The sequence below is a fragment of the Altererythrobacter sp. genome, assembly GCF_050299635.1.
GTDB lineage: Bacteria > Pseudomonadota > Alphaproteobacteria > Sphingomonadales > Sphingomonadaceae > Erythrobacter.
Genome location: NZ_JBNKWF010000009.1, coordinates 81206 through 106429 on the forward strand (window position 1 = coordinate 81206; position 25224 = coordinate 106429).

Consider the following 25224-nt stretch of genomic DNA (forward strand, 5'->3'; position numbering starts at 1 on the left):
GGCGCGTCAGCTCCTCAGGGCCTCGTTTTCCGGATCGAACGGACTGTCAGGGATGATGACAGCCTTGTGCCGTTCGCCCAGAATCGCAATTTCCAACTCAGTTCCCGGTTCGGCGAGATCCGGGCGGACCATGGCCAGCGCCAGGCTCTTGCCCACCCGCCAGCCGTATCCGCCCGAGGTCACGCGCCCGACGAGCTCATCGCCAAGATAGATAGCCTCCGAACCACGCGCATCGGCGTCGGTCACGTCCAGCACTTCCATCGTCACCAACTGGTTCTTCAGGCCCGCTTCCTTGCGTTCCATCAACCGTTCACGACCGAGGAAATGCTCCTTTTTCTTGGAGATGAAGCGATCGAGACCGCTTTCATGTGCCGAGTACTCGACGGAAAGCTCGCGCGGGATCAGCTTGTAGCTCTTTTCCATCGCCATCAGCGTCATCGCACGGATGCCGAACGGCTTGATGTCGAACTCCGCGCCCGCTTCCATCAATTGATCGAAGATGTAGTTCTGCATCTCGATCGGATGATGGATTTCCCAGCCAAGCTCGCCGATGAAGTTGACGCGCAGCGCGTCGACCGGCGCGGCGCCGATGCTGATTTTCTGACCGGTGAGCCAGGGGAAGGCCTCGTTCGACAGGTCCGCGCGGGTGACCTTGGCCAGAACGTCGCGCGAACGCGGTCCCGCCAGCACCAGTACGCCCATGGCGGTCGTCAGGCGCTCGTAGGTCACCGATCCATCAGCCGGCAGCGCTTTCTTGAGGTAATCGTGATCGTGCCGTTCGTAACCTCCAGCAGAGACGAGGTAATAGGTCTGCGGCGCTGTCTTGTAGACGGTGAACTCCGCCCGCACACCGCCTTCGCTGGTGAGCAGGTAGCTGAGCGAGACGCGACCAATCTTCTTGGGCACGGCATTGGTCAGCAAGCCATCCAGCCATGCCTCCGCGCCGGGGCCGGAAATCCGGCACTTGGCGAAGGGGCTCATGTCCTGGATGCCGACCTTCTCGTGCACATGGCGCACTTCGTTGCCGACATGCTCGAAATAATTCGAACGGCGGAAGGACCATTTCTCGCGGACCGGCTCACATTCGACGACCGGGTGGTTCTCGTTTAGGATCACATCGGGCTTGTCGAGATCGGCTTCGCTCAGTTCATAGCCCTGCGGCGCGAACCAATTGGGCCGCTCCCAGCCGAACACGCTGCCAAAGACAGCACCGAGATCCTTCATCCGGTCATAGCAGGGCGTGCGACGTAGCCCGCGCGCAGCTTCGCGCTCCTCGTCCGGATAGTGGATGGTGAAGACCTTGGCGTAGGCTTCCTCATTCTTCTCGATCAAATAGCCTTCGCTGGCGTAGTCGCCGAACCGGCGCGGATCGACACCCATCATGTCGATGGTCGGCTCGCCATCGACAATCCAGTGCGCCAATTGCCAGCCGGCGCCGCCTGCGGCGGTGATGCCAAAGCTGTGGCCTTCGTTGAGCCAGAAATTCTTGCGGTCCCAAGCCGGTCCGACGATCGGTGAACCATCAGGCGTATAGGCGATCGCCCCGTTATAGACCCGCTTCACACCGACTTCGCCGAAGGCAGGCACGCGTTCGATGGCGCTTTCGATATAGGGCATCAAACGGTCGAGCTCGTCAGGGAACAGTTCGTATTCGCTGTTCGCGGCAGGGCCTTTTACGTAACAGGCAGGCGCGCCGACTTCGTAAGGGCCAAGCAGCAACCCGCCCGCCTCTTCGCGCATGTACCAGGAGCTGTCGGACTCGCGCAGCACTCCCATCTCGGGCAGCCCCTGCGCGCGCCGCTCCATAATCGCGGGGTGCTGGTCAGTCACGATATACTGGTGCTCGACCGGGATGACGGGCACGTCGAGCCCGACCATCGCGCCCGTCTGCCGCGCAAAGTTACCGGTGGCGGACACAACATGCTCGCAAGTGATGTCGCCCTTGTCGGTCGAGACGACCCACTCGCCATTCGGCTTTTGCGTAATGCCGGTGACTGTCGTGTTGCGATAGATCTTCGCACCGCGCTGGCGCGCACCTTTGGCCAGCGCCTGGGTCAGGTCGGCAGGCTGGATATAGCCGTCATCGGGATGGCGAATCGCTCCGATGATGTCGCCCGTCTCGCACAGCGGCCAGATTTCCCTGACCTGATCGGGCGTCAGGAATTCGACATTCACGCCGATCGTGCGCGCAACACCGGCGTAGTAATTGTACTCGTCCATCCGGTCCTGCGTGCGTGCGAGGCGGATGTTCGAAACACGCGAGAAGCCGACGTTCAGCTCGGTCTCTTCCTCCAGCGTGGGATAGAAATCGACCGAGTACTGGTGGATCTTGCCCACCGAGTAGGAGAGATTGAACAGTGGCAGAAGCCCGGCAGCATGCCAGGTCGACCCGCTGGTCAGCTCCTTGCGCTCGATCAGCACGACGTCAGTCCAGCCCAGCTTGGCAAGATGGTAGAGGGTGCTGACACCCACGACACCTCCGCCAATTACGACAACCCGCGCGCTAGTCTTCATATCCATTGGCAAAACCCATCCGACGAACTTGGGCAATCCGCCCTGTAGCTTCCTGAGCTCGCCATATGCCTCGCATCGCGCTGGTGCCGCAACGCAGGAAACCTGCATTCGACGTTCTTATGATACTGATTAGCCGTTCATGTGGGCTTTCGGGCTGGCCACCAAAACAATCTGCCATCGCAGATTTAATTACATTATTTCAGAGCTTTACCGAGAGCATCCTGCCCGCCGGCGAAAAAAAGCCGGACAGGACGCAAAGGCGACCACTACGCGAGTCATAACCAGATTGTATGCAACACAAACAGTTCGACATTGTTTCCGGTTGCCATTAGCAGGCTCTCGGCGGCATCAGGCGCGCCGGAACACGCGAAGCAAGACAACCGTCCTGGCTTGCCGCGAGTGTGGAAGAGGAACGGATTTTGGCGGAGTTGATCGATGGCAAGGCGCTGGCGCGCCAACTTGACACGGAGACCAAGGCCGGCGTTGACGCACTGATTGCTGAGCGCGGAGTGGCACCGGGCCTGGCGGTCGTGCTGGTCGGAAACGATCCGGCGAGCGAGGTCTATGTCGCCCACAAGATCAAGGCATGTGCTCGCGTCGGCATTTCCAGCCAGGAACACCGCTTGCCCGAGAACACGCCGCAAGATGCCTTGCTCACACTCATCGCCCGGCTCAATGTCGATCCGACCATTCACGGCATATTGGTCCAGGTGCCGCTGCCGCAGCACATCGATGCCGGCGTGATCCTGGGAGCAATCGATCCGGGCAAGGATGTCGATGGCTTCCATCCCGTCAACGTCGGGCGGCTATCCACCGGCACGGGCGGCCTGGTCCCATGCACCCCCCTGGGCGTGATGAAGCTGCTTGATACGGTGATCGACGACATGACCGGCATGAATGCTGTGGTCATTGGCAAATCGAACATTGTCGGCAAGCCGATCGCCATGCTGCTGCTTGAGCGTGAGGCGACCGTCACCGTCACGCATATCGAGACGCGCGGCCTGCCGGACATCGCCCGTCAGGCGGATATCATCATTGCCGCAGCCGGGGCGCCGCGCCTGGTGCGCGGATATTGGGTCAAGGAAGGGGCCGTCATCATCGATGTCGGCATCACCCGCGTTCTCAACCCCGAATCCGGCAAGGACAAACTCACTGGCGATGTCGCATTCGACGAAGTCCAGCATGCCCGCGCCGTCACACCGGTGCCGGGCGGCGTGGGCCCGATGACCATCGCGTGCCTTTTGTCCAACACGCTCAAAGCCGCGCGCAATGCAGGAGCCCAAATCCATGGCTGAAATTACGGCATCGACCACCGTTCGTGTGCGCGAATACCCGGTGCTCGCCGATATCGGCATCAATCCCGACGAGGTCGGCAGGCGTCAGCCTCTGGTCGTAACGGTCGAGATTGCCGTGGGCAGCAGCCCAATCACGGAGATCGGTGAGACCATAGACTATCGCAAGATCGTCGCCGCTATCGACGAACTTGCGGCGGTGCACATTCCGCTGATTGAGACCTTTGCCCATCGTCTGGCGGAAAAATGCCTGGCGATGGATGGAGTCCGGGCTGCCGATGTCTCAATCGACAAGCCCTTCGCGATCACTCGCGGAATGGCGGGGACACAGGTCAGGCTCGAGCGGGTTTGATCGGGCGGGATCGCTCCCGCCCGTCCTTCGGTCAACCTTCAGCTCAGGCGATCCTCAGATCGGATAGTGGCCCGGCTCGGTTTCAAACGTGATCCAGCGCAGCTCGGTAAAGGCATCGATCCCGGCCTTGCCGCCGAACCGGCCATATCCAGAAGCTTTCATGCCGCCGAAGGGCATCTGCGGCTCGTCAGACACGGTGCTGGCGTTGACGTGGCAAATACCCGCCTGGATCTGCCGCGCGACCTTGAGACCGCGCGCCGTGTCACGCGTGAAGACAGCTGACGACAGGCCGTATTCGGTATCGTTGGCAAGCTCGATAGCATGGGCTTCGTCGCGGGCACGGGCAATGCCGACCACGGGACCAAAGCTCTCTTCGCGAAACAGCTTCATGTCCGGCGTCACCCTGTCGACCAGATGCGCAGGCATGACGACATTCTGCACCGTCTCGCCACCGACCAGCAATTCGGCTCCCTTGCCCACGGCGTCGTCGACCAATGCCAGACACTTCGCAACCGTCTTGGCATCGACCACCGCACCAAGCGGGGTATTGCCGGCGACTGGATCGCCAGCAGGCATGGTTTCGACCTTGGCCTTGAACTTTGCCGCAAACTCGTCCGCCACACTATCGACCACGATGATCCGCTCGGTCGACATGCAGATCTGGCCCTGGTTCATATAGGCACCGAAAGCGGCGGCCTTCACCGCTTCGTCCAGATCGGCATCTTCAAGTACCACCATCGGGGCCTTGCCGCCCAGTTCGAGCAGCACCGGCTTGAGATGCTCCGCCGCGCGTTTGGCGATGATCTTGCCAACCCCGGTGGAGCCGGTGAAGTTGATGCGCTTCACTTCAGGCGCGTCGATCAGCGCACCCACCACCTCGGCAGCATCCTCTGGCGCATTGGTCACGACATTGACGACGCCATCGGGGAAACCTGCCTCCGCAAAAGCTTCGATAATCAGCGCGTGCGTACGCGGACATTGCTCGCTGGCTTTCAGGATCACGCTGTTTCCGCAGGCGAGCGGCACTGCGATGGCGCGCACGCCCAGGATGATCGGCGCGTTCCACGGCGCGATGCCCAGCAGCACGCCAACCGGCTCACGCACGGCCATGGCGATCGTTCCGGGATGGTCGGAAGGAATGACTTCACCGCCGATCTGGGTTGTCAGCGCGGCGGCTTCGCGAACCATTCCCGCTGCCAGAGCCAGGTTGAACATGGCCCAACCAGCGGTCGCACCGATCTCGCCCATCATGGCTGCGACAAAATCGTCCTGCTTCGCCATCAGCGCATCGGCAGCCTTGTTGAGAACGGCACGGCGGGCGTTGGGCCCCATCACAGACCATTCCGCAAATCCGGCCTGCGCCCTCTCGGCAATCGCGGGAATATCCGTTGGCTGCATCGCTGTGGCAGTCGACGCGACTTCGCCAGTAATCGGATTGAGACGTGTAAACTCGGTCATTCCGGCTTCTCCCATTTCGGCTATCGAGTGCCCGATTTCCTTCCCGGGAGCCAGGCAACCCGGTTGCGGCACGATCTCGCCATCGAACACCAATGGAAGATTTATGCGCTCAATGGGCCTCAGTTTTGCGCAAGCGTCCATAGTTTTCGGCAAGCATCCAGGTTTCGGCCAGGTAACGGCTCCGGCCTTCGCACACCCCCTGTCGGATCGCAGTGTTCCATGATTCCGGTCCCTTCGGTCCTTGAAGGCGGGCGCCTTGACTCGGCGAGCGGGTACGAACATCCGTCAAACACAAGAGGATGTTTGAAGAGAGAAATGGTGACAGCACATTCCGCACCGCTGAGGAAGATCGACCCCGCCGACGAACAGGCGCTGCTCGACATGATCGACAAGTGGATCGAGCGCGAGGTTCGCCCGGTCGTGAAAGACTTCGATCACGCAGACGAATGGCCGGCCGAGCTGGTCGGTCAGATGGCCGAGCTGGGATTGTTCGGCGCAACGGTGGGCCAGGAATATGGCGGGCTGGGGCTTCCGGCCACAACCTATGCCAAGATCGTGATGAAGATTTCCGCAGTATGGATGTCCATCACCGGCGTCTTCAACTCCCACCTGATGCTGGCTCTGGCGATCGAGAAATTCGGCACCGACAGGCAGAAGGACAAATGGCTGCCGCCTCTGGCGAGCGGTGAGCTGCGCGGCGGGCTGGCGCTTACCGAACCCGACGCGGGAACGGACCTGCAGGGCCTGCGCATGGTCGCGCGCCGCGATGGCGACGGCTATATCATCAACGGCACAAAGACCTGGATTACGAATGGTATCCACGGCTCCGTCTTTGCCATGCTGGTCAAGACCGATCCCGATGCCGAACCGCGCCACAAGGGCATGAGCCTGTTTATTGCCGACAAGCGCGAGGGCTTTACCGTCAGCCGCAAGCTCGAAAAGCTCGGCTACAAGTCGATCGACACCGCCGAACTGGTTTTCGACAATTACCGCATTGGCGCCGACCAGCTGATCGGCGAAATCGAGGGGCAAGGCTTCTACCAGGCGACGGGGGGGCTTGAGCTCGGCCGCATCAACATCGCCGCACGCGGCACCGGTATTGCCGAAGGGGCGCTGCAACTCGGCCTGGAGTACGCCAAGATCCGCAAGACTTTCGGCAAACCGATTGCCGAGCACCAGGCGATCCAGCTCAAGCTTGCCGAAATGGCCACGCGCGCCCGTGCGGCCCGGCTCCTGACGCTCGACGCCGCAGAGAAATTCGACAGTGGCGAACGGAGCGATCTTGAAGCGGGCATGGCGAAGTACTTCGCTTCGGAGGCAGCGTTGGAGAACTCGATCGAATCAATGCGTATTCACGGCGCATACGGCTATTCGAAGGAGTATGACGTTGAGCGCCTGTATCGCGACGCCCCGCTCACCTGCGTCGCGGAAGGTCCCAACGAGATGCAGCGTATCATCATCGCCCGCCAATTGGTGAAGCGAAGCGAGGAACAATAGGCTCTTGATCGGCCCGCCATATGAATGAAGAGGCCTGATTCGGCCTGAGTTTCGGGCTGGCACATGAAAGGACGAATTGAGACATGCGGGTCCAACACTATTTGCTTCTGTCGTGCGCATGGGTCTTGGGCACATCCGCTCTCGCGCAAAGCGCCACCGGCACACCTCCTGTCGCAGACCTTCCGCGCGCCGAGTTTGTCCAGAGAATGGATACGGAGTTTGCCCGTTTTGACCGAGACGGCAATGGGGTGATCCTGCCCGAAGAAGTCGCGGCAGCTCAACGTGAAGCTGCTACTACAGAAGCATTGCGCCAAAACCGGCAAGTGTTCGGCAAACTGGACCAGGACGGGAATGGCCAGCTGAGCCCGCAGGAGTTCTCAGCGCTCGCAAATCCACAAGCAATTCCAATCGATCCCACGCCGATAATGAGTCAGTTCGACACCGACAAAGACGGGATCGTGACACTGATCGAATACAGAATTGCCACCCAGTCCAACTTTGACCGGATCGACACCGACCGTGACGGGATTGTAACGGCCGTCGAAATGAATGCGGCAGGGATCGTGCCCTAGGTTGGCATGGCTCAAGGATCCAGGGCAGACTTTAATTGAACGTCTGCGCATGGGCCGCAGGAATTAGAGCGCGCCTTCATCTCCGGTAAAATACGCCTCAGTGATCGAGCCATCCCTGCTTCCAAGACACTTCCAGAGTGCCTGGGCACCTTCGACATTGACGTAGATCTCGATCGCGGCTTCGGATTCCTCGATACGGTTGGTCGAAGTCTTGGCACCGCCGGTCTGCTCGGTAACCCGCGCGAGACATTTGCTCTCCAACCCGCCAGGCCCGCGAATGGGGTCCGCCGTTGCAGCTTTCACCGGAGGATCCATCTTGATCGGTGCAGCATCCTCAGTCGTCATCTGCTCGGGTTCAGAAGTTGCAGCGGCGGGCTCGCTTTCCTCTGCCGCCTCTACCGCCTCTGCGGTCGTTTGATCGGTCGTCTCCGGTGAGCCGCAACCCGCCAGGGCAAGTGTCGCCGCAAGAATGGAAACGGTACCAAGTGTGGTCTGAAATCTCACAATCCAATCTCCTCGATAAGATACGTGGGAGTTAACTGACTGCCGCTTCGAGCGCGTATTCGGCCTTTTCGCCACGGCGGGCTGCATTGCGATAAAGATACACGCGGATCCGGTAGTCGCCGCTCTTGGCAGCAACGCCTTCGAACATGTTTTCGCTAATCGAACCGTTAAAGACCGCGACTTCGGTTTCACCCGGCTCGAGCAGGTTGAAATATGCGGCCGTATTCTTGCTCGCCATGGAGATGTTCATCGACTGGCCCGCTCGAACATTGAGAAGGTAGTCGACCGTTTCATAGCCTGTGATCGATCCCTCGATACGTGCCGAAGATGTTCCTGGCGCAAACGAAAGTCGCTTGTTGGTGATGCCATCGATCACTTCGGCCTCGTCGGCTGTGCTCACTGTCGCGGCGGTCGAGCTTCCAGCAGCTTCCGCCTGATCATCCGCAGAAGCGATCTCGGTCTCGGCAGCAGACGTGCCATTGTCGTTGCTCGCTGCCGCAGTTTCCTCACCAGCAGCCTCTCCGGGCGCTGGAGCCTCTTGAGAGCAAGCGCCGAGAAACAGGCTTGCGACAGCAACTCCACTCGCAATTCTCATTCTTTTCATATCAAGATCCAATCTCGCCGCATGCGTGCATGTTTTAGGGTTCGGCGCGGAGCGTTGGGGGCTCCGCGCCGCGACCCAACCTATTCCGCGAAACCGCTGACCTGCCCGTGTCGGTTCACTGTGCACGAAGCACGGCGATGGCCCGATGCAACGGTGATTTCGTAGGGCCCGTTGTCATATTTGAACACGCTCACAGGTACGGTACTTCCCGAAGGGACACCCCAATATTCGTCGCCGCGTTCCTTGCAGGCGTTCTGCGCCTCAGCAGGTGCGCCCCGGACCAGAACGCTGTTGGAATGTTTGCGATTGTTGCGCTCTGTCTCGCCAGCCATGTAGCCGGAGTGATAGGCCTCTGAATCATGCTTCGAATAGTGGCTGCCGTACATGCCGTCATTGTACCCGCGCTCATATTCAGTGTTGTATTCGGAAGTGTTGCGCGAATCGTCATGCTTGTGATGATGCGTGAGCGCCGCGATCAGGCCAACTGCCGCCGCACCGGCAACGATACCGGCCGCCGAGCTTCCTCCATGGCCGCATTTGCTCTTGCCTTGAGTGTTGAGCGTATCGACACGGCCATTGGCGATGGTCGCAGCCACGCAGGTCTTGGTGTGGCTGTTCCACCAATACTGGGCTTCGCCTTCCTTCTTGACGAATTCATAGCCACGGCTGCCCATTTCGGGGTCGAAGCTACGGCCTCTTGCCCCGATCAGGTCATCGACGTCGCTCGGAGTTTCAGCGAGTGCACCGATCGGGGTAAAGGCAATCGCTGCCCCGACACTGTAGCAAATCATCTTCTTCATGTTCATTTCCTTCACTCCTGCTCGTTTCAGAATGCGAACCCGACGCCCGCGCTAGCTCCCGCCTGGCCGCGGCTTGTTACGGTGCCGCCTACCTTGAATACGAACTTGCCCTCTGGGTCCGACTTGGAAACGCCCACCGCGATGGCCTGTTCACCCTGCCAGACACCCACGCCGCCGCCGATGACGCCCATTCCCGGCTGGTAAGACTGTGGGATGGCCGAAAGCGCCATGGCCGCTGCTGTGCCGCCCTCCGAATCCCGCCGCAGGTCGCGAATATCGGCATCGACCTCCAGAATGCGCAGGTCGGTATAGGCATTCGAGGAAGCCATCAGCTGGTCGAGCGAGCTCGAAAGCTGTCCCAGGTTGACGGCATCGGTGCTGTTCACCGCGGCCGCGACATGCGTCACCCGGCGTTCGTTGCCAGTGCTGCCCACCGACACGACATTGGCCTCGCCATCGTCGGTCGAGTTTTCACCGATGGCGACCGAACTCGTACCAGATGAGGTCGCCTGATACCCAAGCGCGACCGAACCGGTCTTGCTGGCCTGGCTGCCGTTGCCAACCGCGAGCGACTTGTTGCCTGAAGCTACCGCACCGGATCCGCCGGCGGAAGCATCCTTTCCGGAGGCAACCGGCACACCGGAACCCGCTTCGTTGGTCGAGGTGAAACCGCCGTTCTTCTGGTTGACGATCAGATTGCCGATGGCGAGGATTTCGCCTTCGTTTGCAGTCACCCTTGTATCGAGACCGGCTATCGCCCCGGTATTGGTCGCGATATTGCCAGCATTTGTGGCGATGCCACCAGCGTTGGTGGCAATATTGGCGGTGTTCGTAGCAATCGCGCCAGTATTGGTGGCGATATTGCCTTCGTTGGTCGTCACACGCGTATCGAGCGCCGCAATGGCGGCGCCATTCGTTGCCGTGCCGGATTCGAGAGTCGTCACTCGCCCGTCGATTGCCGAGATCGCGCCTGTATTGGCGGCAATATTGCTCTCGTTGGTCGTGACCCGTGTGTCGAGGTCAGCAATGTCGGCAACATTGGTTGCCACCTGGGTTTGAAGGCCGGCGATCTGCGTCGCCTGACCGGCAGCAACTGCATTGACGTTGGCAATGGCGGTCCCAAGTTGGCCGACGGTGGCCGCGTCATGCGCATCGACACCATCGGCCACATTCACGATCCTACGTTCGCTGCCGACTGCGCCCACAGAGATAGTGTTAGCCTGGTCAGCAATCGAGCCGTTGCCCAGCGCTACCGAACCCTCCGCAGAAGCCGTGGCATCATACCCTAACGCCATCGAATAGAGGCCCGATGCGGTGGACCCTTCGCCGATGGCGACCGCACGCTCGGCCGTCGCATCGACATTGTTGCCCAACGCAATCGAGCGCTCGCCCGAGGCGTCGGCATTGTCGCCAAGCGCCACAGCATGAAGCCCGCTTGCATCTGCGAAGTAACCGGCGGCAAGCGACCTGTCTCCGCTTGCATCCGCAAACTCTCCCAAGGCAACCGCACTCGATCCGCTTGCATCCGCATCACTGCCAAGAGCCGTCGCGCTCGTTCCACTCGCCTTCGCGTTCTCCCCGACAGCCGTGGAGGCTGTGCCCGAAGCAGAGGAAAATGAACCAACTGCGGTACTGGAAATTCCGCTTGCCACCGCGTTACCTCCGAAGGCGCTGGACCTTTCGCCAGTTGCCTCGGCTGCGTCACCCACGACTGTCGCAGCTTCGCCCGCGATACTTGCTCCGCCAATTGCAATGCCGAACGAGCCGGTCGAAGTTGCACTTTCGCCAAGCGCGATACTGTTGCCTGAACCAGCATTGGAACCCCGGCCGATCGCAATCGCATCAGTACCAGAGGCAGTTGTATTGAAGCCGATTGCCAGCGCATATTGGCCTGAGGCGTCTGCATGATCGCCCGTAGCAACCGAGCTCAGGCCCGAGGCATCCGCGTGATCGCCTGTCGCAATTGAACTCTCGCCCGACGCGTCAGCTCCATCGCCCAGCGCAACAGCATGTAGTCCGCTCGCGTCAGCGAAACGGCCAGCAGCCAGCGAACTCGTTCCGGTCGCGCTAGCCGAAGTGCCCAATGCGGTCGATTCCGCCCCAGATGCAACCGAGGCGCTGCCAAGCGAAATCGCACTTGCACCCGACGCAACCGCAGTATGGCCAAGGGCAAGGCTGCTATCGCCGCTTGCTTTACTGTTGGATGCAAAGGCTGCTGAATCTTCTCCGGTCGCCTGCGCGTTGTCGCCCACGGCCGTCGCGCTAAATGCCGCCGTACTGGCACCGCCAATGGCAACGCCAAATTGGTTTGTCACGCTCGTTCCATCGCCAATCGCAATGCCGTTATCGAATGTAGAACTCGCACCGTTGCCGATCGCAATCGTGTCAGTGGCAGACGCAGTTGTATTGAAGCCGATCGCAATGGCATTTTCCCCCGAGGCATCCGCCTGGTTGCCTGTTGCTATCGCGTTTACTCCTGAAGCTGCCGCCAGGTGCCCGGCCGCAATTGCGTCGACTGCGGTAGCCTGTGCGCCATTGCCCAACGCAACCGTATTCGAATGTGTTGCGGCGGTATTGGTCCCGAATGCAATCGAATCCACTCCGCCGGCCGTTGCCTGGTGGCCGAAGGCGTTCGCACCCGCCGTACTTGCTTCGCTGAATGCCCCAAGCGCAATCGCGTCGATAGCGCTGGCAGTAGTCCCGCGACCAATTGCGATGGCCTCGACCGACGTCGCCGTAACATTCGCCTCATGGCCAATCGCGATGGAATCGAGCGCGATTGCATCTGAGCTGTGGCCGATCGCTGTTGCGCCTGCACCCGCAGATACATTCGAGCCCACAGCAGTCGAAAACTCGCCTGTCGACGTGGCAGCCTTGCCCACTGCAACCGAACTGTTGTTTCCGTCAGTGGTGGTACCGGCAACTCCGCACTCGAAGCTGTCAGTCCCCGTTCCGGTGTCGCAGGTGACCGGACCCGCCGAAGCAGGTGCGGAATATGCCATGGCAAGAGCAATCAGGCCGGTGCCGGTGAGAGCCGAAATGCGGAGAGAATTGCAGGATTTCTGTGACATGAGCTGTCCTTCTAACGCAGTGAAAAGGAAACCGAATATAACACCAAAGCTAGCGCGGAGTCTTGGCTGGTTTCCATTCGATTATCCCGCCATCGGCCATCAGCGCCATGTGAAGATGCCCGTCGCGGATGATGAATGTGCGGACGTACGGAAGCTGGCGTTCAAGCACCTCGCCGAGCGTCGGCTCGGGGCACAGCGCCTTGGTCACCGCCATGAGCCCGAAGGCCAGCGTGCCGCCTGTCGCGTTGGAAATGTCGTTTCGCCAGATGCCGGTGCCGCGATTGCAGTCCAGCCGTGCCATGACCCGGCCTTCCGCGCCGAATGTGAGAATGTATTTGCTCGAATCGTCCGGCCGCCTGGCTGGCTGGGCATCGGCCATCGATTCGATGCCAACAAGTTGCCAGCTAGTCCCCTCCAACCCGGCAAAGGGGACATTGACCGGGGGAGCTTCCGATTGGGTCGTACAGGCGGCAAGGCAAGTGCATGCCAGCGCAGCCGCTGCCAGATGATTTTTCATGTAACTCGACACCACCCACGTTGCGATTTGTAGAATAAAACTAGTGGGCGGGCCGATAAGCGGCTACGACTATTTGCTGACTCCGGGTTTGCAATTCATGCCATTTTTGGCAATCAATTGAGGCGCTGACGGGGTAAGTTGAAGGCGGACCCGCAAGAGGTTCGACATCGAAGAACAGATCGGTTCGCATCCAAATTGACGCCTGGCCATTCCCGGCCCGGTCATCGCTGCCCTTGAGGCATGGAAACCATTTAGCGATTGGATAGGATCGAACCTTGCACGGCAGGCTACCCAAATATCGAACGCTTGTATCGAGTATCCTGCCGAAGGTTGCGGACATTGCCGATCGGCAAGTAGCCAGCGGCATCTATCGTATGTGGGGTAGCGACCTTGGCTGGCCCGCATGGATATTCGATGGCACATCGCTCAAGGCGGGCGCCGCGCTTCCCCGCAAGATCGGCCTGGCTGACGATTTGCTCATTCTGGGCAATTTTCTTGACCATGTTGGGCCCGAAAAACTGCTCGCCAGCGTTACAGGCCCGCTCCATTTCCAGCTCGTACCGCGAACCTTCGACAGGCTACGCAGCGCGCCTGACGTCGATTCCGCGATCAAATTCCTTGTCAGGGCTCTGGCAATCGAGAATTACATTGTCCGCTTCGAGGTAGAGCAGGGTGATGATGATTTTGGAATTCGCGTCAGCGTTAGCGAAGATCTGGGGATCGTGGGCGAGTTCATGGAAATCACAGCTGCGACCTATCTGCTGCACATCGCCAAGGTTTTCGAGCCAGCTCCCTATATTTGCGACGCGCCCGGTCGAGCCGAACTGTCCATCCGCGGTGGGCTTCCCTCCTGGCATGGAGTTCTGATCGAAGCCGGGGAATACGAGATTCACCCGAACTCCAGCTCAACGCGGCTGAGACTGCCGAAGCAATGGAGCATGGCCCGAAACGGGAGCCACGATCCGGTTGCATGGGCAAGCGAGCAAGAATGGCTCGAAGCTCGAATTGCCTTCCACCAGGAATCCCTGTCCCCGTCACGGCTAAAGTCGGCGCTCCGCACGGTCATCGAAAGCGAACACCGCGTTCCCCGGCTGAAGGAAATCGCCAAAGCCGAGGGCATTTCGGAGAGGACTCTGGCGCGGCGCATCGCTGACCTAGGAATCACTTTCCAGCAGGTCGCGGACGAGATCAGGGCTGAACTCGCCGTCGAGATGCTGAGCGCAGGCACCAGCTCTATTGCCGGCATCGCGCAGACCCTGGGCTTCAGCCATAGCTCAAGCTTCGCCCGGGCATTTCGGGATTGGTACGGTTGCACTCCAACCCAATGGCGCACCCACGACGGCTAGAGCCAGCAGTCCGGCGCAATAGCGTGATCGACATGGCGACAAGCTGCCGTGAAGCCAAATCCTCGACTGCTTGTCATGCCCACTTTGCCAGCTTGGCTGGCCGGCCCTCGCGTCCTCTTGCGCGCTCAGGCAGGCCTGTTGTCAGGCGCATAGGAGCTGACGAAGTCGCCATGCGAAGGCATCGCCGCCACTTGCGCCGAAATGGCGTCTCGCTGCTGTGCCAACGCTTGCTTCAGGCGATCTGAGTTCATCAGGCTCGCCAGGCGGTGCCATTGCCGGGGTGCCAGGCCTTGGCCAAGAAACACGTAAATCCAGCTTTCGGTGCGGAACAGTTCGAGCGATTCTTGCCAAGCCTGCCCCTGTTCCGAAAAATTCTCGATACGGGCTTCAAGGCTTGCGGGGACTTCCATCGCCGACCGACTGCGCCAGAAATCGGAATCGTCGCGCTGGGTCAGGTAATAGTGGAGGATGATGAAATCGCGCACATGCTCGAGTTCGCGGAGCGAAAGTTCGTTCCAGCGATCCCGCAAAGCCGGGGTGATCCCGCCGAACGGGAAGAGCTGGATCAGTCGCGTCACTCCGATCATCATGAGATGGATGCTGGTGGATTCCAGCGGTTCGACAAACCCCGAAGAAAGCCCCATCGCCAGGCAGTTCCTGGACCACATCGTCTGCCTGCGCCCGGTCTTGAAGCGAATAAGCCGCGGATCGTTGAGCAGCTCGCCGGTTACATTGCCGAGCAGTCTCTCGCGAGCCGCATCGGGCTCGAGATACTCGCTTGCAAAGACCAGCCCATTCCCGGTTCGGTGCTGAAGCGGAATGCGCCATTGCCAACCTGCATCATGCGCAGCGGCAACCGTATAGGGCGCCGGAGCATCGGTGTTCTCGGTCTGGACAGCCCATGCCCCGTCTGTAGGTAGCCAATGGCTCCAGTCTTCATAGCCAATGCCGAGAGTTTCGCCGATTAGCAACGCGCGGAAACCGGTACAGTCGATGAACAGGTCACCTTCGACGCGTTGCCCGTGGTCCAGCAAGAGCGCAGCGATATCGCCCGTCTCAGGGTCTTGCTCGACCGTCTCGATCCGCCCTTCGATCCGTCTTGCGCCATCACGCTCCGCAACTGCACGCAGAAAGGCTGCGTAGCGTCCTGCGTCCAGATGATAGGCATAGCTCGGCTGAGGATTACCCTCGGTGGTGAATTTGTGTGCGAGCGCGGCTTCGTGCTCGAGGCAGTAAGCGCCGATTGGCGCATCGACACCCAGCTCGCGCCCTTCCAGCCAGAAATGCTGGAACTCGGCGACCCAGTTGCGCATCGCGAACGTGCCGAAACTGTGCATGTAGCTGTCGCCCAGTGCGCCCCAGTCGTCGAACCTGATACCGAGCTTGAAGGTCGAACCGGTCGACGACATGAATGCGCGCTCGTCGATGCGCAGATATTCGTGAAAGCTGCGGGCGGTTGGAATAGTTGCTTCGCCGACGCCGATGGTGGGAATAGCATCGCTTTCGACCAGTGTGACTTCGACCAGCTTGCCCAGTTGCCGGGCCAGCCCGCAAGCGGCGATCCACCCTGCCGTGCCGCCGCCGGCTATCACCACGCGCGTGGGTTTGGGTCCGCTCATCGCTGCATCCTTCGCGTCAGCATGGCGCGCAGGCGGCGTGCGAACATCGCGTCCATCTTACCCAGCGGGCCAAGGATATGATCGGGCAAGTGGTCGCTGGCATCACCGGTGTCGCCGAAGATATAGTGGTCGAATATCGCCTTCCACGCTTCCCGCTCGTATTGCGGTCTCTGCCGTATCGATAGCATGGCGTGCATCAGGGTAAGTTGCGGCGTGTCGACAAAGTCGGGAACCTGGTTCCACCACCAATTGAGCAGGATGTTGAAATCATCCAGCCCTTCGACCTGGTGCCACCACATCGCCGGATAGACCAGAATGTCCCCGGGTTCGAGCACGACCGATTGCGCGTTTTCAAGGGCTTCCGCAAAGCGCGGGAACCGCGCGAAATCGGGAGCTGCAAAATCCACAATGCTGACGACCTGCCCGCCCGGCGTTGGCTCAAGCGGACCGGGATAGAGATTACCGATCTGGTCGGGTGGAAACAAGGTGAACCGCCTGCGGCCGGCGGCACAAAGCGCACAATTGTTGGATAGGTCATAATGCGCGGAAGTGACCGTGCGATTGCCCATCCACAGGCTTCCGACCACCGGAGCGCAGTTCTCGTCGACGACGCCCTCCAGGCCCGGATCGTTTTCTGCCCAAAGCCCAGGGAAGAACAACTCAAGATCGGTTGAACCGACGTAAATCGTTTCTTCCGGCACGGCGGCGATTTCGCGCAATATCGGATCGAGAGCTTCCTTCGATGCCGCGAAATTGAAGCCATCGAGGTTTTGGTTGTAGTGAAAGCGGCCATTGGCCGCGGCAGCAACGCGGTAGACGGTCAAGGCTCTCCCAGACCATTTTTCCTGCAGGTACTGCATCACGCTGTCGGTGGAAGAGAGAGAATGGCGAACTATTGGAAGTTCGGCTCCAGCGCCCCTGAAGACAATCGGGCGCATGGTTTCCGCAATGAATCGGTCGAGCTCTTCGCCGCGCGGCATAGGCGCCGATGATTCTTCGACACAATCCGCTTCGGGCATCCGGTGGAGAGCCTTGCCTGCCATGCCTATCCGTCGCGCATCCTCTTGCGCCGTACGAGGTCATTCAGAGTGCCGAGCGAATGTGCGATCAACACAGCGGGGGCAAGGAAACCCGCGCCGTGGAGTTTCGCTGCCTCGTCTGCGGGGAGATCCTGGATCGCTTCCGGCAAAATTGCATGGAAATTGTCGAACTTGACGGCTTTGGAATCGGAAATCTGAACGTTTAGCGCCAGCGGCTGGATGAGCCCTGCATCGTCGAGCGCCTTTGACATGTGACGCGTTGCATCGAGGCCCGTGTGAATCATGCGCAGGGCTTCAAGCGCCTCCTCCAGCACAGGGCTGTTGCCGCCGTGGCGAAGGAATAGCGGATCGGAACCCTCCTCATCTTCGGTAACCTTGGGGTGATCGAGGATGATGTGCACCACCGGATCATCGCTTCCCGCTGCACCCAGCAGAAACGGTCCTTTGCGGACCAGAGCGGGTACATAGCGGGCATCCCATGTTCCCTCTTGCACAAACAGAACCTCATCCGGTTCGAGCCCGATGATGGCAATTGGAGTGGCGATCCCGCTATCATCGCGGGTGAACAGGATCGGATATTCGCGCTGCACTTGCGCAAGCTCCGGCAGGAACACGGCGACCTGGCCGGCCGGGTCACCAAACTCCGCACCGGCTCCGCGCCGCAGCCTCAGGCTGGCATGAGTGACATTGTCGAGAATGGCTGTCTGCATGGCTGGAGCCTACAGTATTGCGATTGAATGAGAAGGGCCGTCACCGCATCTGATCGGCAACGGCCCTTCCTTGTTCATCTGGCTTCAGGAAATCAGAAGCGGAACCGGGCACCCACGTAGTAACGCGGACGACCATCGACGATGAACCAGGGCTGGTTCTTCGTTCGAGCGTAAGTCTTTACGTTCGATCCAGTCAGATTGATCCCTTCGAACGACAGCGAGATGTTGTCGGTAACGTCATAGCTGACGTTGAGATCAAGCTGATCGTAGGCATCCACGAACACCGGGTTACGCGATGAACCGCGGCTGTTGTTCGACAGGAAGGTGTCGCGCCAATTGTAGGTCAGGCGCGCCGAGATTCCGTAGTTCTCGTAGATGAGCGAGGCGTTGAACGTATCCGACAGGCCGAGCAGCGCGAACTGGTCGGCATTTGTCGGAGCGGTGATGTCGTAACCGATATCGCCGCGAACCAGCGTGTAAGCCGCCGCAACGCCCAGCCCGGTATCGCCCAGGAAGTACTGACCGGCGATTTCCACACCGTAGATGTGCGCATCCTCGCTGTTGACCGGCTGTTGCACCTGGAACTGGTAGAGCGGATCATCCGCATTACCCACGAGGTCGTAAGCACCGAGGATATCGTCCACAAACTGCTGGTCCAGCCCGTTCGCACCGAGATTGGCGTTGAACTGGGTAACCGCGTCGGCATAGCCGAACTGGTCGATCAGCGCCGACAGCGTGAACAGATTGACGTCGGAAAGGTCGAGGCCGTTATCCTGGAGATACTGCAGAGCCTGGCCTGACCGCGTGCCGTCAACGCCAGAACTCGGGTCACGCAGACCGAACAGTTCCTGAGTAACCTGACCCGTGCCGACAAAGTTCTTCACCCGCTTGTCGAAGAAACCGACAGAGAAATAGCTGGACGGGGCGAAGTACCATTCCAGGCTGGCGTCAAAGTTGTCCGACACCAGCGGTATCAACTGCGGGTTGCCAGCGTTGCCACCGGGGACGCCGCCAAGCGCCGTCGGACGGTTCGGATTGCCTGGGTTGGTCGAGGCAAACAGCGAACCGAAGTCCGGACGGGCGATTGTGCGCCCGAAGGACACGCGACCCTTGAGATCGTCTGTGATGTCGATCGAGAAGTCGAGCGCCGGCAGGATGTGGTCGTAAGTGTTATCACCGGTGACCGGCTGCTCGTCGGCAGAAAGAACAGCGACGAAGTCGTTGTCCGCAGCCCAGTTGATACTCTGGGGAACGCCCTGAAGCGTGATCGATTCGGAACTGGTGCGTTCGTATCGCACACCCGCAACCACATTGACCGGTCGGCCCATCAGTTCGGTGTTGAGTTCGACCTGGCCATAAACCGCCCAGATGTCCTCGTTCACGCGATTGTTGCTGGTACCGTTGACGGTGCCGGGAACGTTGAAGGCCGTGTAGAGCGCCGTCGCGTCACCCCGGAAAGCCGTCGCAAGCGGATCGCTTGGCGAGATGCCCGTGTCAAAATCCTTCCACTGGCAAACAAGGCAGAACGGCGTCACCGCATCCGGCGCAGTCGCTGCGATGTCGCCTACACTGCCGACACCCCAATCGCCCAGGGCGTTGTAAGTGCTGGTCGTGCGGCTCGACATGCCGGCCGAACGATAGCTCGCGCCGAACTGGACGCGATCATCATCACCCATTTCCCAAACGCCGTCGAGACGCACTTCGTCGACGGTCTGTTCCTGGAATGCAGTCTGGCTGCGAGCCACCTGGGTTCCGAGATCGGGGATGTCGAGAACGCCGTTGTTGTTCCCGTTGGTCGAGTCATCGAAAGTGATGAACTGCTGAGGGAAGCCGTCGACGATCCGCAGACCCTGGTCCACGATGCCTTTCTGCGCGAGCGCAAACAGGGTGGAGGTGTGACCGAGCGGGTTGTTCGGCCTGGCCTTGGCTTCCGAATGGTGGCCGTCGAGGATCAGCGTCAGGTTGTCCGAAACCTCGAAATCGACATTGAGGCCAAGCGAAACGAGTTCGTCCTTGGTGGCACGATACTGCTGTTCGAAGCCGCCATCCTTGGGCGAGCTGATGACGTCGTCGATGAAGATCGCAGTCGCTACCTGATCATTGCCGTCGAACTCGATCGCGTCGAACGGGCGGTTGTACCAGGTGGTCTGGTCGGTCCGCTGCTCTTCGGCTTCGTTGCGATAATAGGTCGCATCGGCTGTCACCGTAAGCCGGTCTGACGGCGCAAACTGAAGCGTCAGCTGCCCGTTGATCCGCTCACGCTGGAACTCCGAATAGTGGTAACGCGTGTCGTTGGGTATTGCGATCAGCGTTTCCGGATCGGCCGGCGGATTGGTGACGGTGGTGGTTCCGTCAGCACGGCGGAAGGTCGTTGTCCCGGCAAACTGGCTGTAAGGCAGGATGTTCCAATCATTGGCCGATTCCGACACGGCCGAATTGTTGCGCTTCTGGTAGCTGCCGAAGAGACCGACACCGAATGTGGCATCAGTATTTGTCCAGTTGACCAGGCCCGAAACCTCAGGCGTGACGCGCGAGTGATCGAAAGTATCCGAACCATCATAAAGGGCCTTGGCACCGATCGAGCCGCTGATGCCTTCAGGCGCATCCAGCGGTCGGCGGGTCACGATATTGATCGCCGCACCGATGCCGCCACCGGGAACCGCTGCACGCGAGGTCTTGTACACTTCGAGACGCCCAACGCCTTCCGAAGCGAGGTTCGCAAAGTCGAATGATCGGGTCGTGCCCGAAACGAAGTCGCCGTTCTGATCCTGACCGACAGAGGCGATGCTCGCGGTCGGCAGTGTGCGACCGTTAAGAGTCACGAGGTTGAAGCCAGGGCCAAAGCCGCGGACGGTAACCTTCGATCCTTCGCCATTCACGCGGTCGATCGAGACACCGGTGATACGCTGGAGCGACTCGGCAAGGTTGGTATCGGGGAACTTGCCGATTTCTTCAGCCGAAATACCGTCGACCACACCCGAGGAATTCCGCTTCAGGTCGATCGAGCGATCGAGCGATGCGCGAATCCCAGATACGATAATAACGTTGCCGTCTTGCTGAGCAGATGCGCCATCTTCGCCAACGCTCTCATCCTGGGCTGCAACGCTTGAGGCGCCAACAAGGCTGGCTGCGATAGCAATTGCGGACACGGTACGAGTTGCGCCAGCGCGCATTGATAAACCAATCATTTCATCCTCCCCACTTTCGGCTTCCTGCCGAATTTTGGTAGCGCTACCATTTTCGCGCCGATTTCGTGCCTAGTGGTTATTGCGTTCAGATGTCAATGGCTAAATGCGATTGTGCAAGCATTCGCGCGAGCGCTAGTTGCAGAATTGCGCCTGCATTCGACGTCAGTTGTGTTCGGCTCTGCAACTGGGCCCATTGCAGGTTCCAGCCCGATTGCACCACCCCGCAAAACTATCGACATATTTGCCGGTGAGAAATGTGCACCTCCCTGGACGCCGATTCGATTTTGGACCGGGCGATGTTCGCAACACGGCCGCGCGCATTATTAGTCTGATGAATTGATATGCGATGTCGGGCGGGAAGATATTGTGCCACGGAATCGAGCGCTGCGAGGGCGGTGGTCATGGCCAAAACCAATGCATCCTGGACCACGATCGCGCCCAAGAATCGGTAAATTGCCGCGCTTGCCCCGCTGCAATTTTCGGCTGCCCTGCCAAGCGCATCGCCCGTGTCAGCGGTCGAGATGGCCGGTGCGAAGACGACATTCGACGCGGCAGTAATTTGCCGATTCGTCTCTGTTGGGCCTGGCGACTCAAGGGTGATGCCGGCAAGCTTCGCCGCATCCATCAAGCAGACAGATGCAGATTCGGCCCACGCGATCTGCTCTGTGCCGAGGCAATCTTTCCCCATCGATATTGCGGCCAATTCCACCTCAGAAGGTGTGCCTGCAATGGCGATTATTCGTGATGAGAGCGGGGCGAGAAAAGCACCTGACGAGGCTTCAAGGTCCTGATTTTGTAACACTGCTGCTTGGCAGCAGTTGCCTGACGAGCGCGTAAGGCAACAAGGCTGAATTCCTTCCCGGGAAGGAGATCAACGGCCAGCTTTCCCACGCAGTCGCACCGGTCGAGATTCCAAATTGGTTGCAGACCGGACGTGGTAGCGATACCAATGCGTCTAGTGAAAAGGAGGCCACCAGATGGGAAGGCCTCGGAAGAGAGGATTGCCATGATCGATCGCCGGTCGCTCTTGCGCGGCAGCGCAGCCCTTGCAGGCATGACAATGGTCGGCCCGCGGCCGCTATCGGCGGAACCGCTGGGCAATCCATTGGCGCTTCCCCCGGGTTTCCAGATGTGGGCAGTCCAGGACGAGCTGGCGCGCGACTTCGATGGCACGCTCATGCGCATGCATGCCCTGGGATACAGGCGTATCGAAGCGGCGGGCTGGCAGGATCTCGCACCCGAAGATTTCGGCGCACGGGTCCGCGCTGCGGGACTCGATCCGGTTTCCTGCCACTTCTCGATGCGCGACTTGATGGAGGAATACCAGCCCAAGCTGGATCAGGCGCAGGCTGTGGGCGTCCGCCATTTCGTAGCGTCCTCGCCATCTTCCAGAGCGGCGTTTGATCCTGCGCTGGATTGGATACGTGCCTCCGCGGCCGCGATGACGCTCGCCGACTGGCGCGAGAATGCCCTGCGCATGAACGAAATCGGCGCAGCCGCAAAGGCGATGGGGATGCGCTTTGCCTATCACAACCATCCGGCCGAATTCCTCCGCTACGATGGAGTGCTTGCCTTTCATGAGCTGCTGCGCCTGACAGATCCCGCGCTGGTCGCGTTCGAACTCGACCTCGGCTGGGTGGCGGCAGCGGGGCTCGATCCGGCTGAAGTGATCGACCACCACGCAGAGCGTATCGAACTGCTCCACATCAAGGACATCGCAACAGCGCAGCGAACACCTCACACGATCGCAGACGATCTGACCACGGTACATATCGGTTCCGGCACGATCGACTGGCAGGCGGTATTGGCCGCGGCCCGAAGGGCACCGATCGCCAGCTGGTTCGTTGAGCAGGAAGCTCCCTTCACCCGGCCGGTCATTGACCAGATGGGCGAAAGCCTTGCCTTCTTGCGAGAGGTCATATGACGATGGGTCCTGTACGCTATGCAATGATCGGCGGCGGCGAGGGGGCTTTCATCGGCCCGGTTCACCGCACAGCCGCGGCAATCGCAGGCAATTGCCGCCTGGTCGCTGGCGCGCTTTCTGCTGATCCGCAAAAGGCGCGACGGTCCGGCGCTGCAGTGGGTCTCGCGCCGGAGCGGACCTATGACGATTATGAGGCGATGATCGCAGGCGAACTTGCCCTGCCCGAAAGCGAACGGGCAGAGTTCGTCGCCATCGTCACACCGAACCATGTCCATGCTCCAGCTGCGATCGCGGCCATGGAGGCAGGCTTTCCCGTGCTGACCGACAAGCCGCTCGCCGATACGATGGCGGCAGCCAGACAGATCCTGGAGGCGGCCCGTCGCACCGGCGCGCTGTTGGGCATCACGCATACCTATCTTGGCTATCCAATGGTCCGGCAGGCGCGCGAACTGGTGGAATCGGGCGAGTTGGGAGCGGTTCGGCGCGTGGCCGTGCGCTACACGCAAGGCTGGCTGGCGCGCGCCGAAGACGGCGTGGGCAAGCAGGCCGAATGGCGGACCGACCCGGCGCGATCGGGTATTGCCGGAGCATTCGGCGATATCGGCACGCATGCCTTCAATCTGGTCGAATTCATGACCGGAGAGCGAATGACGCGCATTGCTGCGGAACTACGCGCAGCGGTTCCCGGCCGCGCGCTCGACGATGATGGCATGGCTATGTTCCACCTTTCGGGGGGCGGTCGCGGAACGCTGGTCGCCAGCCAGATCTGCGTGGGTGACGCCAATGGTTTGGCCATTTCGATTTGGGGCGAGCGGGGCGCGTTGCACTGGGAACAGGAGCATCCCAACCACCTGCGATTGGCCCGACGCGGAGAGCCCGAGCAATTGTGGACCCCGGGCGTCGATCGCGGATACCTCGGCGATGCGGCGATGGTGGCGACGCGGCTGCCCTCAGGCCATCCCGAAGGCTATCTGGAAGCCTTCGCCAATATCTATCACGACTTCGCGCTTGCGGTGCGTGGCGAGGTGGCCTGCCTGCCAGCCTATGCCGGCCTGGACGCAGGCATGGCGCATATGGCCTTTGTCGAAGCGGCACATGCCAGCAGCGAAAGCGGCGCTAGCTGGGTCAATATCGAGGAGCTACCATGAAGGGACCGGCCATATTTCTCGCCCAGTTTGCTGGCGACGAAGCGCCCTACAACAGCCTTCCCGCGATGGCCAAATGGGCCGCCGACCTGGGATATGTCGGCATCCAGATTCCCACTTGGGATGCAAGGCTGATGGATCTCGCCAAGGCGGCGGAAAGCCAGGACTACTGCGACGAACTCGCCGGGATCTGTGCCGAGGCCGGTGTCGCGATCACCGAGCTTTCCACCCACCTGCAAGGCCAGCTGGTGGCGGTGCATCCCGCCTATGACGAGCTGTTCGACGCTTTCGCTCCGGCGGAAACTCATGGGCGGCCGGAAGCGCGCACCGAATGGGCACGCGAGCAGGTGCGGATGGCAGCGCGGGCGAGCCAAAGGCTTGGCCTTACCGCGCATGCCACTTTCTCCGGGGCCTTGCTGTGGCAGACGGTCTATCCCTGGCCGCAACGGCCGGCGGGACTGGTCGAAGAAGGCTTCGCCGAACTCGCCCGCCGCTGGAAGCCGCTGCTCGACGTGTTCGACGAGAACGGCGTCGATGCCTGTTACGAAATTCATCCGGGTGAGGATTTGCATGACGGGATTAGCTGGGAGCGTTTCCTGGCGGCGGTGGACAATCACCCGCGCGCCAACATCCTGTATGATCCCAGTCACTACGTATTGCAGCAGCTCGACTACCTCGAGTTCATCGACATCTATCACGAACGCATCCGCATGTTCCATGTGAAGGATGCCGAGTTCCTGCCGACCGGGCGGGTTGGCGTTTACGGAGGATATGGCGATTGGAGCGAGCGCGCCGGGCGCTTCCGGTCGCTGGGTGACGGGCAGGTGGATTTCGCCGGTATCTTCTCGCGGCTGACGCAGCACGGCTACGACGGATGGGCGGTTCTCGAATGGGAATGCTTCCTGAAATCGCCCGAACAGGGCGCGGCCGAAGGCGCTCCGTTCATCGCATCGCACATGATCGAAAAGACCGCCAAGGCATTCGACGATTTCGCAGGGGCGGCGCCGGACATGCAGCGCAACCGGCGCATCCTGGGACTGAATGACTGATACAATTTTGGGGAGGAATAGA

The 25224-nt window shown here is 60.4% G+C and carries 20 protein-coding genes; 8 read left to right on the forward strand and 12 right to left on the reverse strand.

Annotated features, from left to right (window positions below; translation table 11 throughout):
* Positions 1–6: 6 nt before the first annotated feature.
* Positions 7–2514 (reverse strand): GcvT family protein, encoded by a 2508-nt coding sequence (locus tag ACQY6C_RS06815; RefSeq protein ID WP_427966592.1) that lies wholly within the window; start codon positions 2512–2514, stop codon positions 7–9.
* A 419-nt stretch (positions 2515–2933) separates the two neighbouring features.
* Between ACQY6C_RS06815 and folD the strand changes: the two genes are divergently transcribed.
* Both folD and ACQY6C_RS06825 read left to right on the forward strand, forming a co-directional pair.
* Entirely contained in the window at positions 2934–3809 is an 876-nt protein-coding gene (folD, locus tag ACQY6C_RS06820; protein WP_427966595.1) for a bifunctional methylenetetrahydrofolate dehydrogenase/methenyltetrahydrofolate cyclohydrolase FolD, read from the forward strand.
* A complete protein-coding gene (locus ACQY6C_RS06825) occupies positions 3802–4158 on the forward strand; it encodes a dihydroneopterin aldolase (RefSeq protein ID WP_427966598.1) in 357 nt (118 codons plus the stop codon). Before folD ends, ACQY6C_RS06825 begins: the two co-directional genes overlap by 8 nt.
* 54 nt (positions 4159–4212) lie before the next feature.
* Here ACQY6C_RS06825 and ACQY6C_RS06830 read toward each other — a convergent pair whose 3' ends face one another.
* Positions 4213–5616, reverse strand: coding sequence for an aldehyde dehydrogenase (locus ACQY6C_RS06830; protein ID WP_427966601.1), 1404 nt, complete (start codon positions 5614–5616; stop codon positions 4213–4215).
* 315 nt (positions 5617–5931) lie between these two features.
* Between ACQY6C_RS06830 and ACQY6C_RS06835 the strand changes: the two genes are divergently transcribed.
* Entirely contained in the window at positions 5932–7113 is a 1182-nt protein-coding gene (locus tag ACQY6C_RS06835; protein WP_427966604.1) for an acyl-CoA dehydrogenase family protein, read from the forward strand.
* Positions 7114–7319: 206 nt separating this feature from the next.
* Positions 7320–7685, forward strand: coding sequence for an EF-hand domain-containing protein (locus ACQY6C_RS06840; protein WP_427966607.1), 366 nt, complete (start codon positions 7320–7322; stop codon positions 7683–7685).
* Between the two features lie 63 nt (positions 7686–7748).
* Here the strand turns inward: ACQY6C_RS06840 and ACQY6C_RS06845 are convergent, their stop codons facing one another.
* The 5 genes from ACQY6C_RS06845 to ACQY6C_RS06865 all read right to left on the reverse strand — a co-directional run bounded on the left by ACQY6C_RS06845 (position 7749) and on the right by ACQY6C_RS06865 (position 13181).
* Positions 7749–8189 carry a hypothetical protein gene (locus tag ACQY6C_RS06845; protein WP_427966609.1) on the reverse strand — a complete coding sequence of 147 codons (441 nt, stop codon included), beginning with the start codon at positions 8187–8189 and terminating at the stop codon, positions 7749–7751.
* 31 nt (positions 8190–8220) lie between these two features.
* Positions 8221–8793: a hypothetical protein gene (locus ACQY6C_RS06850; RefSeq protein WP_427966611.1), complete on the reverse strand. Its 573-nt coding sequence runs from the start codon at positions 8791–8793 to the stop codon at positions 8221–8223.
* Positions 8794–8873: 80 nt separating this feature from the next.
* Complete coding sequence (locus ACQY6C_RS06855; protein WP_427966614.1) at positions 8874–9593, reverse strand: hypothetical protein; 720 nt, start codon at positions 9591–9593, stop codon at positions 8874–8876.
* 26 nt (positions 9594–9619) lie between these two features.
* Positions 9620–12664, reverse strand: a complete 3045-nt coding sequence (locus ACQY6C_RS06860; RefSeq protein WP_427966617.1) for a YadA-like family protein — start codon at positions 12662–12664, stop codon at positions 9620–9622.
* Positions 12665–12713: 49 nt separating this feature from the next.
* The gene (locus tag ACQY6C_RS06865; protein ID WP_427966620.1) at positions 12714–13181 is read right to left on the reverse strand and encodes an META domain-containing protein; all 468 of its coding nucleotides are present in this window, start codon (positions 13179–13181) and stop codon (positions 12714–12716) included.
* A 374-nt stretch (positions 13182–13555) separates the two neighbouring features.
* Here ACQY6C_RS06865 and ACQY6C_RS06870 point away from each other — a divergent pair, with 374 nt between their 5' ends.
* The gene (locus ACQY6C_RS06870; protein WP_427966623.1) at positions 13556–14527 is read left to right on the forward strand and encodes a helix-turn-helix transcriptional regulator; all 972 of its coding nucleotides are present in this window, start codon (positions 13556–13558) and stop codon (positions 14525–14527) included.
* A 125-nt stretch (positions 14528–14652) separates the two neighbouring features.
* Here ACQY6C_RS06870 and ACQY6C_RS06875 read toward each other — a convergent pair whose 3' ends face one another.
* The 5 genes from ACQY6C_RS06875 to ACQY6C_RS06895 all read right to left on the reverse strand — a co-directional run bounded on the left by ACQY6C_RS06875 (position 14653) and on the right by ACQY6C_RS06895 (position 21886).
* The gene (locus ACQY6C_RS06875) at positions 14653–16146 is read right to left on the reverse strand and encodes a tryptophan halogenase family protein (RefSeq protein ID WP_427966626.1); all 1494 of its coding nucleotides are present in this window, start codon (positions 16144–16146) and stop codon (positions 14653–14655) included.
* Positions 16143–17189 carry a cupin-like domain-containing protein gene (locus ACQY6C_RS06880; RefSeq protein WP_427966629.1) on the reverse strand — a complete coding sequence of 349 codons (1047 nt, stop codon included), beginning with the start codon at positions 17187–17189 and terminating at the stop codon, positions 16143–16145. Before ACQY6C_RS06880 ends, ACQY6C_RS06875 begins: the two co-directional genes overlap by 4 nt.
* 2 nt (positions 17190–17191) lie before the next feature.
* The gene (locus ACQY6C_RS06885; protein WP_427966632.1) at positions 17192–17896 is read right to left on the reverse strand and encodes a SapC family protein; all 705 of its coding nucleotides are present in this window, start codon (positions 17894–17896) and stop codon (positions 17192–17194) included.
* Between the two features lie 92 nt (positions 17897–17988).
* Positions 17989–21084, reverse strand: coding sequence for a TonB-dependent receptor (locus ACQY6C_RS06890; protein ID WP_427966635.1), 3096 nt, complete (start codon positions 21082–21084; stop codon positions 17989–17991).
* A 229-nt stretch (positions 21085–21313) separates the two neighbouring features.
* Positions 21314–21886, reverse strand: a complete 573-nt coding sequence (locus ACQY6C_RS06895; RefSeq protein WP_427966638.1) for a hypothetical protein — start codon at positions 21884–21886, stop codon at positions 21314–21316.
* 204 nt (positions 21887–22090) lie between these two features.
* Between ACQY6C_RS06895 and ACQY6C_RS06900 the strand changes: the two genes are divergently transcribed.
* The 3 genes from ACQY6C_RS06900 to ACQY6C_RS06910 are packed head-to-tail and all read left to right on the forward strand — an operon-like array spanning position 22091 to position 25202.
* On the forward strand, positions 22091–23008 hold the full coding sequence (locus ACQY6C_RS06900; protein WP_427966641.1) for a sugar phosphate isomerase/epimerase family protein: 918 nt from the start codon (positions 22091–22093) through the stop codon (positions 23006–23008).
* The gene (locus tag ACQY6C_RS06905; protein WP_427966644.1) at positions 23005–24156 is read left to right on the forward strand and encodes a Gfo/Idh/MocA family protein; all 1152 of its coding nucleotides are present in this window, start codon (positions 23005–23007) and stop codon (positions 24154–24156) included. Before ACQY6C_RS06900 ends, ACQY6C_RS06905 begins: the two co-directional genes overlap by 4 nt.
* Positions 24153–25202, forward strand: coding sequence for a sugar phosphate isomerase/epimerase family protein (locus ACQY6C_RS06910; RefSeq protein ID WP_427966647.1), 1050 nt, complete (start codon positions 24153–24155; stop codon positions 25200–25202). Before ACQY6C_RS06905 ends, ACQY6C_RS06910 begins: the two co-directional genes overlap by 4 nt.
* Positions 25203–25224: the final 22 nt, after the last annotated feature.